Annotated in this window: 15 protein-coding genes and 1 pseudogene; 10 read left to right on the forward strand and 6 right to left on the reverse strand. The window is 60.3% G+C overall.

Annotated features, from left to right (window positions below):
* Window positions 1–190 precede the first annotated feature (190 nt).
* Window positions 191–394: a hypothetical protein gene (locus tag ACUCCZ_RS03145; protein ID WP_036975362.1), complete on the reverse strand. Its 204-nt coding sequence runs from the start codon at window positions 392–394 to the stop codon at window positions 191–193.
* Between the two features lie 1,489 nt (window positions 395–1,883).
* On the opposite strand from ACUCCZ_RS03145, the gene ACUCCZ_RS03150 reads away from it, so the two are divergent.
* Window positions 1,884–2,303, forward strand: a complete 420-nt coding sequence (locus ACUCCZ_RS03150) for a hypothetical protein (RefSeq protein ID WP_435918122.1) — start codon at window positions 1,884–1,886, stop codon at window positions 2,301–2,303.
* 105 nt (window positions 2,304–2,408) lie between these two features.
* Here ACUCCZ_RS03150 and ACUCCZ_RS03155 read toward each other — a convergent pair whose 3' ends face one another.
* The 4 genes from ACUCCZ_RS03155 to ACUCCZ_RS03170 all read right to left on the reverse strand — a co-directional run bounded on the left by ACUCCZ_RS03155 (window position 2,409) and on the right by ACUCCZ_RS03170 (window position 7,171).
* Complete coding sequence (locus tag ACUCCZ_RS03155; protein ID WP_435918121.1) at window positions 2,409–3,422, reverse strand: LacI family DNA-binding transcriptional regulator; 1,014 nt, start codon at window positions 3,420–3,422, stop codon at window positions 2,409–2,411.
* A 27-nt stretch (window positions 3,423–3,449) separates the two neighbouring features.
* Window positions 3,450–4,355 (reverse strand): sugar ABC transporter permease, encoded by a 906-nt coding sequence (locus ACUCCZ_RS03160; RefSeq protein WP_016665788.1) that lies wholly within the window; start codon window positions 4,353–4,355, stop codon window positions 3,450–3,452.
* Entirely contained in the window at window positions 4,355–5,959 is a 1,605-nt protein-coding gene (locus ACUCCZ_RS03165) for an ABC transporter permease subunit (protein WP_435918120.1), read from the reverse strand. Before ACUCCZ_RS03165 ends, ACUCCZ_RS03160 begins: the two co-directional genes overlap by 1 nt.
* Before the next feature lie 105 nt (window positions 5,960–6,064).
* The gene (locus ACUCCZ_RS03170) at window positions 6,065–7,171 is read right to left on the reverse strand and encodes a sugar ABC transporter substrate-binding protein (protein ID WP_065673448.1); all 1,107 of its coding nucleotides are present in this window, start codon (window positions 7,169–7,171) and stop codon (window positions 6,065–6,067) included.
* On the opposite strand from ACUCCZ_RS03170, the gene ACUCCZ_RS03175 reads away from it, so the two are divergent.
* The 3 genes and pseudogenes from ACUCCZ_RS03175 to ACUCCZ_RS03185 form a co-directional block, all read left to right on the forward strand.
* Window positions 7,155–7,457: a hypothetical protein gene (locus ACUCCZ_RS03175; RefSeq protein ID WP_417033807.1), complete on the forward strand. Its 303-nt coding sequence runs from the start codon at window positions 7,155–7,157 to the stop codon at window positions 7,455–7,457. The genes ACUCCZ_RS03170 and ACUCCZ_RS03175 overlap by 17 nt on opposite strands.
* A 362-nt stretch (window positions 7,458–7,819) precedes the next feature.
* Window positions 7,820–9,103: a chymotrypsin family serine protease gene (locus ACUCCZ_RS03180; RefSeq protein ID WP_435918119.1), complete on the forward strand. Its 1,284-nt coding sequence runs from the start codon at window positions 7,820–7,822 to the stop codon at window positions 9,101–9,103.
* A gap of 430 nt (window positions 9,104–9,533) precedes the next feature.
* A pseudogene (locus ACUCCZ_RS03185) lies at window positions 9,534–9,662 on the forward strand (transcriptional regulator); the annotation flags it as partial.
* Here ACUCCZ_RS03185 and ACUCCZ_RS03190 read toward each other — a convergent pair.
* Window positions 9,608–9,790, reverse strand: coding sequence for a hypothetical protein (locus ACUCCZ_RS03190; RefSeq protein WP_334353375.1), 183 nt, complete (start codon window positions 9,788–9,790; stop codon window positions 9,608–9,610). The pseudogene ACUCCZ_RS03185 and the gene ACUCCZ_RS03190 overlap by 55 nt on opposite strands.
* A gap of 555 nt (window positions 9,791–10,345) precedes the next feature.
* Between ACUCCZ_RS03190 and ACUCCZ_RS03195 the strand changes: the two genes are divergently transcribed.
* The 6 genes from ACUCCZ_RS03195 (at window position 10,346) to sufC (ending at window position 15,496) form a co-directional block, all read left to right on the forward strand.
* Complete coding sequence (locus tag ACUCCZ_RS03195) at window positions 10,346–10,762, forward strand: hypothetical protein (protein ID WP_435918118.1); 417 nt, start codon at window positions 10,346–10,348, stop codon at window positions 10,760–10,762.
* A 166-nt stretch (window positions 10,763–10,928) separates the two neighbouring features.
* A complete protein-coding gene (locus ACUCCZ_RS03200) occupies window positions 10,929–11,693 on the forward strand; it encodes a helix-turn-helix transcriptional regulator (protein ID WP_435918117.1) in 765 nt (254 codons plus the stop codon).
* Window positions 11,690–13,138 (forward strand): Fe-S cluster assembly protein SufB, encoded by a 1,449-nt coding sequence (gene sufB, locus ACUCCZ_RS03205; protein WP_435918116.1) that lies wholly within the window; start codon window positions 11,690–11,692, stop codon window positions 13,136–13,138. The genes ACUCCZ_RS03200 and sufB overlap by 4 nt, the downstream gene beginning before the upstream one ends.
* 160 nt (window positions 13,139–13,298) lie before the next feature.
* Window positions 13,299–14,399, forward strand: coding sequence for a Fe-S cluster assembly protein SufD (sufD, locus tag ACUCCZ_RS03210; RefSeq protein WP_435918164.1), 1,101 nt, complete (start codon window positions 13,299–13,301; stop codon window positions 14,397–14,399).
* Window positions 14,399–14,722 carry a non-heme iron oxygenase ferredoxin subunit gene (locus ACUCCZ_RS03215; protein WP_435918115.1) on the forward strand — a complete coding sequence of 108 codons (324 nt, stop codon included), beginning with the start codon at window positions 14,399–14,401 and terminating at the stop codon, window positions 14,720–14,722. The genes sufD and ACUCCZ_RS03215 overlap by 1 nt, the downstream gene beginning before the upstream one ends.
* Before the next feature lie 6 nt (window positions 14,723–14,728).
* Window positions 14,729–15,496, forward strand: coding sequence for a Fe-S cluster assembly ATPase SufC (sufC, locus tag ACUCCZ_RS03220; RefSeq protein ID WP_435918114.1), 768 nt, complete (start codon window positions 14,729–14,731; stop codon window positions 15,494–15,496).
* The last annotated feature ends 1 nt before the right edge of the window (window position 15,497 follow it).

Genomic DNA, 15,497 nt, shown 5'->3' on the forward strand with positions numbered 1-15,497 from the left:
AATCGTGTTCACGATCCTGTCTCTTCCCTGAGAATTCTCGTGCACCTGCGTGAGTGCAGGCCTTGCTTCCAACCGTATGACGTGGTGGTCGTATTGTCAGCAGTTGGCGTCGAGATGTGCAGAATGTCACCGTGTCGGGCCGGTATCGCTCATGGGTTCAGCGCGTCTCGGCATGTCCCGGAATGGGTGCTCAGAACCTGTCGTTGAACGTGCAGGTCACGATGCGATGTTGGCAGGTCCGACGGTGGTTGGTCAGCAGCTGGACGGTGCCGTCATCCGGGTCGCAGTTATTCGGAATCTCCATGAAGGCAAGGATCGGGTTTTCGTGCATCCACTTGACCTCGTCGTCGAGGGGGAACTCGCGAGGGGGAGTGCCGTTGCCGTCCTCTTGCAAGTACGTGTAGTTCCTGTAAAGACGTGAGCAATAGCAAGAGAGGCCGGCGAGTGTGGCAGTGGAAGGAATCTGGTGATGTGAGTCTCGTCGGGTTGTGCGCCCGGGTGGGTAAACTTGCGTGTGCGACGTGGGGGAGGCAGTGAGGCTACCCCACGTCGCACACGGTTACGCCAACTGTATACATGACACTGTATACATGACATTGTGAGCGGTGGGAAGGTGATGGACGTGAAAAGAATTCGTTGTTGGCCTTGGCTCTAGGTGGAGTTCTCTGCTGTGGGGCACTTCAGGCAGAGGTATCCCAAGCATTACCGGAGCGGGGAGAATCGCCTCGTGCCATATGTGAGAGTCCTCGGTCTGCGGATGGGGATGCTTCCTGGGATGGTTCATCCTCCAAGGAAGCCAATCACGCTGATGAGGAATTGGCGAGTATTTTTAGTCAGCATCGCGATGTGTGAGGTGGGGTTGAGTTTTGTCGTGACTATTCTGGTTTGAGGGTCTACGTCAAGAATTCTTCGAGTATTTCATTGGCTGATCCGGTTAAACAAAAGCACCCTACTATTCCTATTTATTTCGTTGAGGTTCCGTTCTCGTCGTTAGATCTGGAATCAGCTCAAGATGAGGTTATGCGGAAGGATTTGTCGCCGACCCTGTCTACTGAGCCTGATCCTGAAAGGGGAAGGGTTCTCGTCGAGACGGGCGCGCCGACGGGTGATTTGAAACAGGCGCGTATTCCATCTGATCGAGCGGTAGGCTCACATGCCGTCGTCCCTGTGGTATATATTGGAAACAATATCGAGAGTGGAGATGCGTCCACTCGTGGAAATGACGCATCTCCTTTTATATCTGGGGCAGATATCAGGGCTTAGGGCTTCATGTGTTCGTTGGGGCCCAGGGTTTATTATAATGGCCGCTATGTGATGCTCACTGCAGGGCACTGTCTCGGTGGAACTCACTATACCCCACAGGGGAAAAGTGTGGGCAATAAGTATACCACGTCCTACCCAGGAAATGCCAGTATATATGGTGATTGGAAGATGTTATCGGGGAAATCGTATTCTGCCGACGTCTATGATTCTGGATCATCGTCCTCATCTCGACACCACGGGGCTGGGGCGAACTTCGGTGCTTTGTCGGGTGGCCACCAGTTATGTACTTCTGGGAGGACGACAGGCCAGATTTGCGGGTTTGTAGTTCAGTCAACTTTCGCGAGGGTAAAAATTGGTAACGTATCGACTGGGCATATTACGAAACTCGCGAAAAAAGAAGGTCGGATCAATACGCATGGCTGTAACGGTTTCCGAGGAGGAGATTCTGGGGGTCCGGCATATTACAACAATGGGTCTGGGAAGATGATTTATACTGGAATCGTCACGGGCCACTCGAGGGCTAAGCGCGGAACGCAGTATCGTTGCACTTATTATGTAACCCAACTGAGCGGTGTTCGTGCGTGGAAGGGGTCGGTGAAGTGGTGAGAAGAGTAGCCTTGATGTCAGCCTTGGCGGTTGGGGTCGTCGGCTTATCAGGGTGTGGCGGTCAGCAGGGCGAGACCTCGCCTTCTCCGGAGGTCAAGGTGACCTCGTCGGCAGCGGCTCGCTCTGCATGTCGAGACTCTTCTATGACCTCTCGGGCAGAGAAGCTCACCACCTCGAATGTTGATTCCCTCAAGGGGCACAAGGCGTGGGGCTGTGCAGTTGGTGGAGATGATGACGGCGAGGTTATGCAGTTTGAGACCATCACTCAGGCTGACGTCGACTCAATGAAGAAAGACCCCATTATGGCTGACGTCCCCGTCCCGACGGGATCCAGCTGTGACGTCCCTCACGGTGCCGTGTATCTATTATTCCTTGAGGATGGCCGTATTTTCCAGCATCGGTTGGTCGAGTGTTCGTATCACGACGAGAAGTGATCTGGCCGTTCGCTGTGGTTGTGGCCCGGCTCCGCGTCAACGGAGCTGGGCCCCGTATCGTGTGAGACTCACTCTCGCGCCGTTACTTCAGGGTTTTCAGGATGCTCATGCGCCTCGGGCGGGCCCCGTCGTAGCGCGTATGACCAGTTCCGGGCGCACCAGTCTCTCTCTGAGGAAAACCGCGTCACCGCGCACCAGACCGATGAGAGATTGCACCGCCATCGTCGAGATGAGCCCGACGTCCTGATGCAGACTCGTGAGCGGGGGATCGGTGTACCGCATCAGGGCTGAGTCATCGCTACCGATGACGGAGACGTCACGGGGGACCGACAGGCCCTGTGCGCGGACGGCCCGGATTGCTCCCAAAGCCATGAGGTCGGAGCCACAGATGATGGCGCTGACCCCCTGACCGAGGAGGTCGACAGCCGCATGAGCTCCGCCGTCGACGGAGAACACGGTGTTGCTGACGGCGACCCTGCCATGCCCGCCGAGTCGACGATCCATGGCCGCGCGTACACCTTGTTCCTTGCGCTGTGCCGGGACGTATCTGCGAGGACCCACCGCGAGGCCGATGTGCTCGTGCCCAAGGCTGACGAGATGGGCGATAGCCTGATCCATGGCGGACACGTCGTCGTCACTGATCTGCGGCGTCGCAATGGTGGGCGAATACCCGTTGACAAGCACCAACGGTAACCCGACGTCAACGAGGTGGTGGTAAGTGGACATGTCCGCAGTGGTGTCGGCATGCGACCCTGACATGACGATGATTCCCGAGACCTGACGTGATCGCAGCACCCGGATGTAGTCGTCCTCGCGCATGCCGCCGGGGGCCTGGGTACATACGGCGGTGGCGTACCCCTTCCGCGAAAGCAGGGTCTCAATAGCTTGGGCGTAGCTTGCGAAGGCGGGATTGGTGAGCTCGGGAACGATGAGTCCGACGAGCCCCGTCGTGACGGGCTTGAGGTGGGTGGGGCGCTGATACCCCAGGACGTCGAGGGCGGTGAGCACACACTGCCGGGTGGAGTCTGAGACCCCGGGCTTGTCATTGAGGACCCGGGAGACGGTGGCCTGGCTGACACCTGCCTGGTCGGCGATCTCGGCAAGGGTTGGTCCGCTCATCTCTTCTCCTCCCGGCAGTGTGTCACGTCACTTCACCGCCCCACCGGTCAGCCCGGAGACGATGTACTTCTGCAGCCAGAGGAACAGCACCATTGGGGGAAGGGCGGCGAGCACGGCGCCGGCCGCGAAGACTCCCCAGTTGGAGCTGGTCTCAGTGGAGACGTACTGGTACAAACCGATGGCCAGGGTCGAGGTATGTGGGTCGGCACCAAGAATGACCGAGGCCACCACGTATTCGGTGAAGGAGCCGATGAAGCTCAGCAGACCGACGACCGCCAGAATCGGGGCCACCAGCGGCAGGATGAGGGTGAAGAAGATGCGGGCATGGCCTGCACCGTCCATCCGGGCAGCCTCGTCGAGGGACTGCGGCACGGTGTTGAAGAAGCCGTACATGAGGTAGGTGTTCGCTCCCAGGGCTCCGCCCAGGTACACCATGATGAGCGCCAGCCGGGACCCGATGCCCAGCACCGGGTAGACGTCACCGAGCCATGTCAGTAGCAGGAAGATGGCCACCACCGTCAGAAGCTGGGGGAACATCTGCACCAGCATGAGAGCCAACAGACCACCGCGACGCGCCTTGAAGCGCATCCGGGAGAAGCTGTAGGCAGCCAGAGCTCCCAGGAAGACGGTGAAGATCGCGGTGACCGCGGCGATAATGACGGTGTTGAGGTACCACCGACCGTACGGACGCACAGGGTCGCTCATGAGTTTGGAATAGTTCGAGAAGTCGATCTTCGAGAACAGCTGGTTGGAGCCGGTCAGGGTGCCGCCTGGCGACAGGGACGCCGAGAGCACGTAGACCAGTGGGAAGGCCGCGAAGACAACAGCGATGATGCCGAGCAGATGACGCCACCACTGCGACTTGAGTCGCTTGGAGAACGGCGTGCGGCAGTTGGCGTCCTTGATGGCAGAGGACACTGTTGCGGTGCTCATCAGTTGACCTCCTCAAGGTCCTTGGTCTGGCGGAATCCGAGCCAGGAGATCACGCCGACGATGATGAAGATGATGACGGAGAAGGCGCTGGCCAGGCCGTAGTCACGACTGGCACCGGAGAAGGCGACCTTGTACACCATCGAGATGAGGATGTCGGTGGCGCCGACATCGAGGCTGGTGTCGGTGAATCGGGGGCCACCGAGGGTCAGCATGTAGATGAGGACGAAGTTGTTGAAGTTGAAGGCGAAGGAACTGATGAGCAGCGGTGCCAGCGGCACCATGAGCAGTGGCAGCTTGATCTTCGTGAAGGTGCGCCAGGCGCTCGCGCCGTCGATCCGAGAGGCTTCCAGGATGTCTCCCGGGATGGACTGCAGAGCGCCCGTCGAGACGATGAACATGTAGGGGAAACCCAGCCACAGGTTGACGATGAGGACCGCTGCCTTGGCGATCCAGGGATCTGTCAACCAGGGAATGGATGCTCCACCCAGCAACACCTGGTTGATGAAGCCGAACTCCTGGTTGAACATCCCCGACCACACCAGGGCTGACAGGAACCCTGGGAAGGCATAGGGCAGGAGCATGAGGATGCGGTAGAACTTCTGTCCCTTCATGGAGGTGTCGTTGAACAACAGGGCCAGGGCCAGACCGAGGGCGAAGGTCGTCAACACCGATAGCACGGCAAAGGCGAAGGTCCACGCGGTCACCCTCAGGAACGGTCCGCGGACATCATGGTCGGTGAGAGCCTTCTTGAAGTTCTCGAACCCGACGGTGACCTTCCAACCGGGCTCCAATGCCTTGCCGGAGGCTGAGACGAAGTTGCCGTGACCGTTGTCCTTGTAGACGGTGCCGTTCGTGTCAGTCATCGTCGCGGTCTTCTCGTCGTAGGTCATCGTCGAGGTGAATTCGAAGGCCTGTGAGCCAGTCGTGGTGCGGATGAATCCGGCTGATGCGCCCTTGGAGACGGGAACCTGCAACTGAGAGATCTCATCGCTGCGTTGGGACACCTCAGAGAACGGGAGAACGCGGTAGCCCGGAAGATCTTTGATCCTTCCCAGAGAGTTGAGCTGTGCCCCATCGACGGGTTCCAGGGGCTGATCGGACGTGCCAGCTCGTACCTTCTTGGTACTGGGATCGATGATGATCAGGGCCAGCTTGCCATCCTTCTCGGCGACGCTCGAGTCATAGACCGGAGCGTTGGGGACACGTTGCTGGTTGTCTCGTTGGATGGCTGCGACGGCGTCGTCATGACTGCCGTTGTGCCCATCGCCGTAATTTGTGAAGCCCACGTAGATCGTGTAGGCCATCACGCCCACCGAGAAGACGAGCATGAAGACGATGCCGGGAGCCAGGTACTTGGCCGGCAGCATCCGGTTGGGTGGCAGGTAGATGAGGGTGATGATGACGGCGATGACGCCGATGCCGATGGCCATTGCAGTGGATCCATGGGCGATGGCAGTCATGACGCCGTAGACGGCGATCGCGTCGAGGACGCCGAGAAGTGCGATCTTGAGGATCCAGGCCCACAGTGACCCGGAGTACTTGCCGCTGGCTGCGGCGACACGCTTTTCCCGTGACTCGTGGTCGACGGTTGATGATGACGACATGATGTGGGGTTCTCCGGTTCAGCGGGGCATGTGAGGAAACGCCGGCACTGGCGTTGCGGGAGGTGGGGGCGCGCGACGTCGTGCGCCCCCACCTGGAGGCTGAGATCAGCCCTTCTTGATCTTGTCGTTGATGGACGTCACGGCCTTGTCCCAGGTGGCCTTGGGGTTGGAGACCTTGCCGCTGATGATCTGAGCCTCGGCGACGCCCCAGTCAGCCCACACCGATCCCATGGCGGGGATGTTCGGCATCGGGACGGCCTTCTGGCCGACGGCGCCGAATGCAGCGACGTCCTTGTCCGCCTTGGCCTTCTCGAAGGCCTGCTTGTTGGCCGGTGGACGATTGCCGACCTTGAACAGCTCGGCCTGAACGTCCGGGTTGCCGACGTACTCGACGAGGAACTTCTGGGTGGCGACGGCGTTCTTGGTCTTGGCGCTCATCCAGAATCCCTGGACGCCGACGAACGGGGTGGCGGGCTGGCCACCGGCAGAAGGGATTTCGCTGATCTCGTAGCTGATGCCAGCCTTCTTGAAGCCGTCGAGGTTCCACGGTCCGGTGAGGATGAAGGCAGCCTCGCCCTTGCCGAACAGATCCTTGGAGATGTCCTGGGAGATGTTGAGGTTGAGGTTCTTGGCCTTCCCCTGCTCGGCCAGCCATGCGGCGAACTTCTCGCCATTGGAACCGCCCATGGCGACCTTGGCGGCGTCGAAGCCATTGTCCTTGAACTCGAAAACCGGGGCGCCGAAGGAGGCCTGGAATGGGTACAGGTGGTACGGATCGGACTCCTTGGGGTCAAGCCCCACGAGGAAGGGGTACTTCGCGCCGGACCTCCTGCCCATCTCGATCATCTCGTCGAAGGTCTTCGGGGCGTCGGTGACGAGCTTGGTGTTGCGAACCAGAGCAATGTTCTCGGTGGCATAAGGAACGCCGTAGATCTTGCCGTTGACGGTGAAGGCCTGGATGGCGACGCCCTGGTAGGCGGAGGTGTCGTCGAGCTCCAGTGGGGCGACGACACCGTTCTCGACCATGCGACCGGTGCCGTCGTGGGCAGCGATGGCGGCGTCAGGGCCCTTACCGGTCGGGACCTGGGTGATGAAGTCGTCGGGGATCTTGGCGAAGTCCTTGACGGCCAGCTTGACGGTGACCCCGGTGTCGGACTTGAACTGCTCGGCGACCTTCCGAAGGACGGGTTCACGGTTGGAGTCAGTCCACACCAGGATTGAGCCGGCAGCTCCGGCGGCCGAGGACGCAGCACCGGATGCTGACGAGGTGGATGACGAGGGGGAGTCATTGCCGCCGCATGCGGACAGGACGCCGACGGCAGCAACACCGAGACCTCCAAAAAGCATTGAGCGACGCGTGATGTCAGGCATGTGGGTACACCTTTCGAGGCAGCTCGACGCTCATCGTCGAGCACGTAGTTGTGCATCAGGCCGACGTATCGTTGTCGGTCGTTTGCAGCGTGGTGTCAGTGTTGCAAAGTGTTACACGGTTGTCTAGTCCAAGCGAGGTGAGATTTATCACTATCTAGCAGCTACGAGTCCCGGGCGGCGTTCTAATGGGTTCTGACGACGAGGACCGCGCCTGATGAAAGTGTTGCGGTCTTGGTCTGCATCGTGGCGCTTCGTCGCCACGATGGGCTCCAGTCGGGGCTTCGTCATCCACTGCCACTACGTCACCAAGCAGAACACATCCGGCCCCGAGGCAATATGCGGGTTCGGCGACCCGTGCGGGTCTTGTCGTGGGTTTGTGGTGATGCTTATGTTTGTGGTGGATGGCATCTACTTGGGTCTCGGTGTGAGTTCACACCACATCGTTCGGTCATCGGTGACTGGATATCAGCGACTGATGGGAGAAGTATCGTGAAACTGCGAAAAACCATGGGAGTGTGTCTGGCATCTGCTCTCGTTGTGGGCGCGATAGCCGGGACAGGGCCGAGTGCATCAGCTGAACCTCCTCTCAAGGAATCGAAGCCTGCCTGCGAAAGCGCCCAGACTGAACCGGGATCCTATGAGTTTATCGGCTCTCCTGGCCGTGACGCATTGGCGGCCAGTGAAGAACTGTCGAACTATTTCTCTGAGCATCGTGACAGTTGGGCTGGGGTGCATTTCTGTCGCGATTACAGCGGTCTTGCAGTCTACATCGCCTATCAGGATGATGCGTCCAAGAGGGTTATCGGAGATGTATCGGCTCATTATCCCAAGGTGGGAATCCATGTCTATAAATCCCGGTTCTCGTCCCTTGAATTTGAGGCCGCGGAGCAGGCTGCGCTTGATCGCGATCCATCTCCGGTCATGTCGGCCAACTCGGATCCTGAAAACGGTCGGGTGGTCGTTGAGTCGTCGGGGGTGACGTCGAGTCGATCGGCTAAGCAAGCCTCGGTACGGATCATGTCCTCGGATCCTCGCATGGCTCGGAGGGTCAATGGTCCGGTCGAAGTTCCTATTGTCTATATTCGTACTGGCATCGAAGGGAAGAATGCTGCGACACGTGGGAATGATGCGCCGCCATTTTCTGCTGGTGCCGATATTCAGGCAGAAGGACTGATGTGTTCACTTGGCCCCCGTGTTCGTCTAGGGGGTAAGTATATGATGCTCACGGCAGGTCATTGTCCTGGTGGTACTCACTACACCCCGGCGAAAAGGCCGGTTGGAAATCAATACACTACCGCATATCCGGGGAATGCGAAAGTCTATGGTGACTGGAAGTTGATTGCGGGAAAATCGTACTCGCCAAACGTGTATAACGCAGGGAATTCCTCGTCATCACGCCATCCTGGCGCTGGGCTCTATTTTGGTGGTCTCTCTATTGGCCGTCAGCTGTGCAGCTCAGGTAGAACTTCGGGGCAGATCTGCGGATATATCGTGCAGGATAATTTTGGTAGCATCAAGCTTGATGGTGTTACGGCTGGTCATCAAATAAAGCTTGCCAAGCAAGAGGGTAGATGGAATTCCCATGGTTGTAATGGTACTAGAGGGGGAGATTCAGGCGGCCCAGTGTATTATAATAATGGATCCGGAAAGATGGTCTATGCCGGCCTGGTTAGAGGTTACTCGTGGTGGAAGCCGGGGACACAAAAACGATGCACCTACTACGCCACGCAATTGAGTGGAGTTCGCGCATGGAAAAGCTCAGTCGGATGGTAAAGAGAAGCTCGGCATGGTGGGGTGCTATCGTCGTGATCGTAGGGATGGCTACGGCGTGCACCTCGACCCCGAAGCCCGACGACCCGGCCTCATCACCGGTCGCGACGACATCATCAGCGGCACTGGCTATGTGCCGAGACCGGGGTCAGCTTGACCGCGCTCAAGAGCTGACTACATCCAATCTTGCCCACATCAAGGGACACAAGGCCTGGGTGTGCTGGGTAAAACCGTCAGGTCAAGCGGAGGGGGTCGTGCCTCAAGGCCCTTACAGTGACGCCGATATGCGTGAGATCCGCAAGTCCGGAATCCTGGGCGACACACCCGTTCCCACTGACGCGGACTGCCATGTCGCGCCAGGCAAGGTGTACATACTGACTGACGATGGACAGGTGTGGTGGCATCGGATCGTGGAGTGCGGGGAGAACTTGAGCTGACGACCGAGAGCCACCTGACAGTCGCGGGTCGCGATGTCGTCGGCGGGCACCAGCAGGCCAGTGATGACAGCTACACGAGGGATCGCGTGAGGTCGTCCATCCTGCACAACGGCCCGTCGACGGCACGGGCCTTCAACTGCTGTCTGGCATGGTCACGGTTCCAGCTGGTCACCTCCACGACCTGATCCAAGATCCGGCCCTTGTCCTTCTCCGAAGCGGCCTGGTAGGCCCGGGCATACTTCTTGGTGCTCACACCCCATCGTGGCCGACACTCACTTCGCGGGGAAAAATGTGTGGGGTACGGACCCTTGCTACGCGGGGACTTTATGTGAGTGTCGTCGCAGGCTTGACGGAGTGGGTGTTCTGGTGTTGCGGCATTTAATTTCGGGAAAAGGGTAACGACGCCCTTTGGTCATCGATGACACCTGTGTCTGCTAGTGCTGTTACCTCGTTCAACGGTGAGAATGGTGATGGTTATGAACGAGAATTCATGATTGGCTTTGGTTCTTGTGGGGATTCTCTGCTGTGGTGTACTTCAGGCAGGGGTGTCCCAAGCGTCACCGGAAGAGGGGGGCCGGTCCGTGCGATCTGTGAGAGTCCTCGGTCTGCTGATGGGGATTATTCCTTTGATGGCTCTCGTTTCAGGGAAGTCAATGACGCCAGTGATGAATTGGCGAGCGTTTTCGATCGGTATCGTGACGTATGGGGTGGGGGCGAGTTTTGTCGTGATTATTCTGGCTTGAGGGTTTACGTCAAGGACCCTTCGAGCGTGGAAGAAGTCGGTGACGTGGTGAGAAAGCTGGCTGTGATGCCAGTTCTGATGGTTGGTCTCGTCGGCCTGTCGGGATGTGGCGACTCTCGGGGTGAGGTCTCTCCTTCTCCGAGCATCAAGGTGACCTCGTCTGCAGATGTCCGCTCCGCATGTCAGGACACCAGAGTGATGTCTCGGGCGGAGAAACTCACCACGTCGAATGTGGATTCCCTCAAAGGACACAAGGCATGGGGCTGTGTGATTGGTGGGGAGGATGACGGCGAGGTTCTGCAGTTTGAGTCCTTCACCCAGTCTGACGTCGACTCGATGAGAAAAGCCCCGATCATGGCTGATGTCCCGCTTTCCAAGGGATCCAACTGTGAGGTCACCAACGAGGTGACGGTCCTCTTCCTCGGCGATGGCCGTGTCTTCCAGCATCGAGTGGTCGAGTGCACCTATGCCGACGAGAAGTGATCCTCTTGGTGTTGCGCAGGTGGTCTGACTTCGCATCAGTGAACACGAGCCACACATGGTCCAGGCCTGACCCGGCCTTCTGTTGCTCAGGGTGCCCGCCGGCGGGTCGGCATCGACATAGGGTTGCCTAATTTGCATTGGAGTCGGTTTAAGTAACAATGGGGTTGTGAAAAATTCGACCGACACCGATGTGCCCGTTGCAGGTCGCGACGTCGTCGGCGAGCACGAGCAGAGGAGTGCGGACAGCTCCACGAGAGATCGTGTGATGTCGTCCATCCTTCACAATGGCCCGTCAACGGCCAGTGAGCTGGCCGATCGTCTCGGTCTGACAGCAGCGGCGGTACGTCGTCATCTCAGTTCCCTCGTCCAGGAGGGTCTCGTCGACTCCCGTGAGAAGAAGGTCTTCGGGGCGCGCGGTCGAGGTCGTCCTTCCCGTGTCTTCTTCCTGACTGATCAAGGCAGGGCCGATTACTACACTGCCTATGACGACCTGGCGATCTCGGCCCTTCGCCAACTTGCTGATGCTGCAGGGCCATCGGCCCTCGACGCGGTGGCCAAGGCACGGGTTGACGACATCGAGTCGCGGTACCGCTGCCTTCGGGAGGAACGTCCCGATGAGGTCCCGGCCCAGTTGCTGGCCGAGGCCCTGTCCGAGGACGGGTACGTGGCGACCATCCGGCCGGCGGGTGCTGGACAGCAAATCTGCCAGCACAACTGCCCGGTGGCTGAGGTGGCCAAGGTTTTCCCGCAGTTGTGCGAGGTCGAGACCCAGTTGTTCTCCGAACTCCTCGGGTCACACGTCCAGCGGTTGGCAACGATTGCCCACGGCGACGGGGTGTGCACCACTCATGTTCCCGTCGACGTCGAGATCACCCGTCGGACCTTCTCCGAGCCGTCCAAGCGTCCATCCATCCGAAAGGATCCTTCATGACCCAGGTTGACACCCCCGCGAGCCTCCCGGGCACCGGCGCCAGCCAGGACGAACACCTGGCTGCGCTCAGCGGCTACAAATACGGCTGGCACGATTCCGATGCCTACGCAGCGGCCTCCCAGCGCGGACTGTCCGAAGAGGTGGTGCGTGGCATCTCGGCCATGAAGCACGAACCGCAGTGGATGCTGGACATGCGCCTCAAGGCTCTCAAGCTCTTCGAGCGCAAGCCGATGCCGACATGGGGTGTCGACATCAGCACGATCGACTTCGACCAGATCAAGTACTTCGTGCGCGCCCAGGAGCGTCAGGCCCAGTCCTGGGAGGACCTGCCAACCGACATCAAGAACACCTATGACCGTCTGGGCATTCCGGAGGCCGAGAAGGATCGTCTGGTCGCCGGTGTGGCCGCCCAGTACGAGTCCGAGGTCGTCTACCACAAGATCAACGAGGAGCTCGGCAAGCAGGGAGTCATCTTCCTCGACACCGACACCGCCCTCAAGGAAGAGCCCGAGCTCTTCCGCGAACACTTCGCCAGCGCAGTCCCGCTCGGTGACAACAAGTTCTCCGCGCTGAACTCCGCCGTGTGGTCCGGTGGCTCCTTCATCTACGTTCCCAAGGGTGTCCACTGCACCATCCCGCTGCAGGCATACTTCCGCATGAACACCGAGAACCTCGGTCAGTTCGAGCGGACCCTGATCGTCGTCGACGAGGGTGCCTACGTGCACTACGTCGAGGGTTGCACCGCTCCGATCTACAAATCGGACTCGTTGCACGCGGCCGTCGTCGAGATCATCGTCAAGAAGAACGCCCGTTGTCGCTACACGACCATTCAGAACTGGTCGAACAACGTGTACAACCTCGTCACCCAACGTGCTTACGTCGAGGAGGGCGGCACGATGGAGTGGATCGACGGCAACATCGGCTCCAAGGCCAACATGAAGTACCCGGCCTGCTACCTCATGGGTCCGTACGCCAAGGGCGAGGCTCTTTCGGTTGCCTTCGCCGCTGAAGGTCAGCACCAGGACACCGGCGCCAAGATGGTCCACAACGCCCCGTACACCTCCTCGACGATCGTCTCCAAGTCGATCTCCCAGGGTGGCGGACGCTCCGCCTACCGCGGCCTCGTCGCCGTCGGCAAGGACGCTCACCACTCCTCCTCGGCAGTGCGCTGTGACGCCCTGCTGGTGGACGACATCTCGCGTTCGGACACCTACCCCTACAACGACATCCGTACTGACGAGGTGTCCATGGCCCACGAGGCCACCGTCTCCAAGGTCAGCGAGGATCAACTGTTCTACCTCATGCAGCGCGGTCTGACCGAGGAGGAGGCCATGGCCATGATCGTGCGCGGATTCATCGAGCCGATCGCCAAGGAGCTCCCGATGGAGTACGCCCTGGAGCTCAACCGGCTCATCGAGCTGCAGATGGAGGGTGCGGTCGGCTGATCCGACCCTGCCCCGACGAACCCGACCCCATCCTGGAAAGAGAGACACCGCGTTGAGCGCACCAGCCGCCGCGCCCGAGAAGGGCCACAACGTCGCCATCGAGAACGACGTCGAATCCCATCTGCACCCCACCCCGTCGTGGGAGGTTGCCGATCACCCCATGCCCACCGGGCGTGAGGAAGTCTGGCGGTTCACCCCGATCAAGACTTTCACCCCGATCCTCTGTGAGCTCGCCCTTGAGCCGAGCCAGGAAGCCGACGTCATCGACGTCGACGTCAAGGGGACTGACGGGATCACCGTGACGACCCTGGCCACCAGCGAGCTGAACGGCCTGGCCGAGACCCCGCAGGATCGTCTGTCGGCCCTCGCCGCTACCGACCCGCACGCCATCAATCGTCGTCTGGTGATCCCGTCCGAGGCCGAGCTCAAGGCTCCGGTCGAGATCACCATCAACGGTCACAACGACGAGATCGCCTGCCACCACAACGTGGTCGTCGAGATCGGCAACCACGCTCAGGCCACCGTCATCGTGCGTCACCGTGGGGTGGCCCATCTCGGCGAGAACTGGACCTTCCGTGTCGATGACGGCGCCCAGGTGACCGTCCTCTTCGTCCAGGAGTGGGACGGCACGGCCATCCATGGTGCTCAGGTCTCCTTCGAGATCGGTCGTGACGCCACCGTCCGTACCGCCCAGGCCAGCTTCGGCGGCAAGGCCGTGCGCATCTGCCAGACGGCCTCCTACAACGGCCCCGGCGGCAACCTGACCCAGCTCGGTACCTACTTCGCCGATGCCGGCCAGCACATCGAGCACCGCCTGTTCGTCGACCACAATGCCCCCAGCACCGAGTCCCACGTGGACTTCCGTGGTTGCCTGCAGGGCGAGGACGCTCACTCGGTGTGGATCGGTGACGTCCTCATCCGCCCGGTGGCCGAGGACATCGAGACCTACGAGTCCAACAAGAACCTCGTCCTCACCGAGGGCTGCCGTGCCGACGCCGTGCCGAACCTGGAGATCCAGACCGGCAACATCCGTGGTGCGGGGCATTCCGCCTCCACCGGACGCTTCGACGCCGAGCAGCTGTTCTACCTGCAGTCACGTGGTGTCGAGGAGGCCGAGGCCCGTCGTCTCGTGGTGCACGGTTTCTTCACCGACATCGTCCGCAAGATCGGCGTGCCCGAGATCTCCGAGGAACTCGTCGACCGCATCGAAGCCGAGCTCGTCGAGAGCCTCGGCGCCGCCGCCACGATGGAGGAGGTGTGATGCCGGCCGTCACCAGCCTCTCGGCCCTCAAGGAGAATTCCCCGCAGGAGTTCGAGGTCGACGGCACCGAAATCGTCCTCGTCCGCACCGAGGGTGAGGTCCACGCCGTCGGAGCCATCTGCACCCACGCCCACGTGCCGATGGCTGACGGTGACGTCGAGGACTGTGGCCTCGAGTGCTACATGCACGGGTCGATCTTCGACCTGCGCACCGGCACACCGCGCAATCTTCCGGCTACCGAGCCGCTTCCCGTCTATCCCGTGACCATCGACGGCGACGACGTCCTCGTCGACGTCGCCAAGCCCATCACCAAGGAGTCCTGAACCACCATGGCAACCCTGCAGATCAATGACCTTCATGTCGACGTCGAGACCGAGGCTGGTCCCAAGCAGATCCTCAAGGGAGTCGACCTGACCATCAACTCCGGGGAGGTCCACGCCATCATGGGCCCCAATGGTTCCGGCAAGTCGACCCTGGCCTACACCCTGGCCGGTCACCCCAAGTACACCGTCACCGGCGGTTCCGTCACCCTCGATGGTGAGGACCTGCTGGCCATGACCGTCGACGAGCGTGCCCGCGCAGGTCTGTTCCTGTCGATGCAGTACCCGGTCGAGGTGCCCGGCGTCTCCGTCGCCAACTTCCTGCGTACCGCCCGTACCGCCATCGACGGTCAGGCTCCGAAGCTGCGCACTTGGGTCAAGGAGGTCAACGACGCCCTGACCCGGCAGGAGCTCGACCTCGACTTCGCCGAGCGCTCTGTCAACGAGGGATTCTCCGGTGGGGAGAAGAAGCGTTCCGAGATGGCCCAGCTCGAGCTGCTCCGCCCGAAGTTCGCCATCCTTGACGAGACCGATTCCGGCCTGGACATTGACGCCCTCAAGATCGTCGCGAACACCGTCAACCGGTACATGACCGACCCGGAGCACGGGCTCATGTTGATCACCCACTACACCCGAATCCTGCGCTACGTGAAGCCCACCCAGGTTCACGTCTACGTCGACGGTCGGGTGGCCGCCACCGGTGGTCCGGAGTTGGGCGAGGAGCTCGAGGCCGAGGGCTACGAGAAGTACCTGTCCGCCGCCAAGGCCAACGCCTGAT

The sequence above is a fragment of the Cutibacterium nasicola genome (assembly GCF_052654715.2).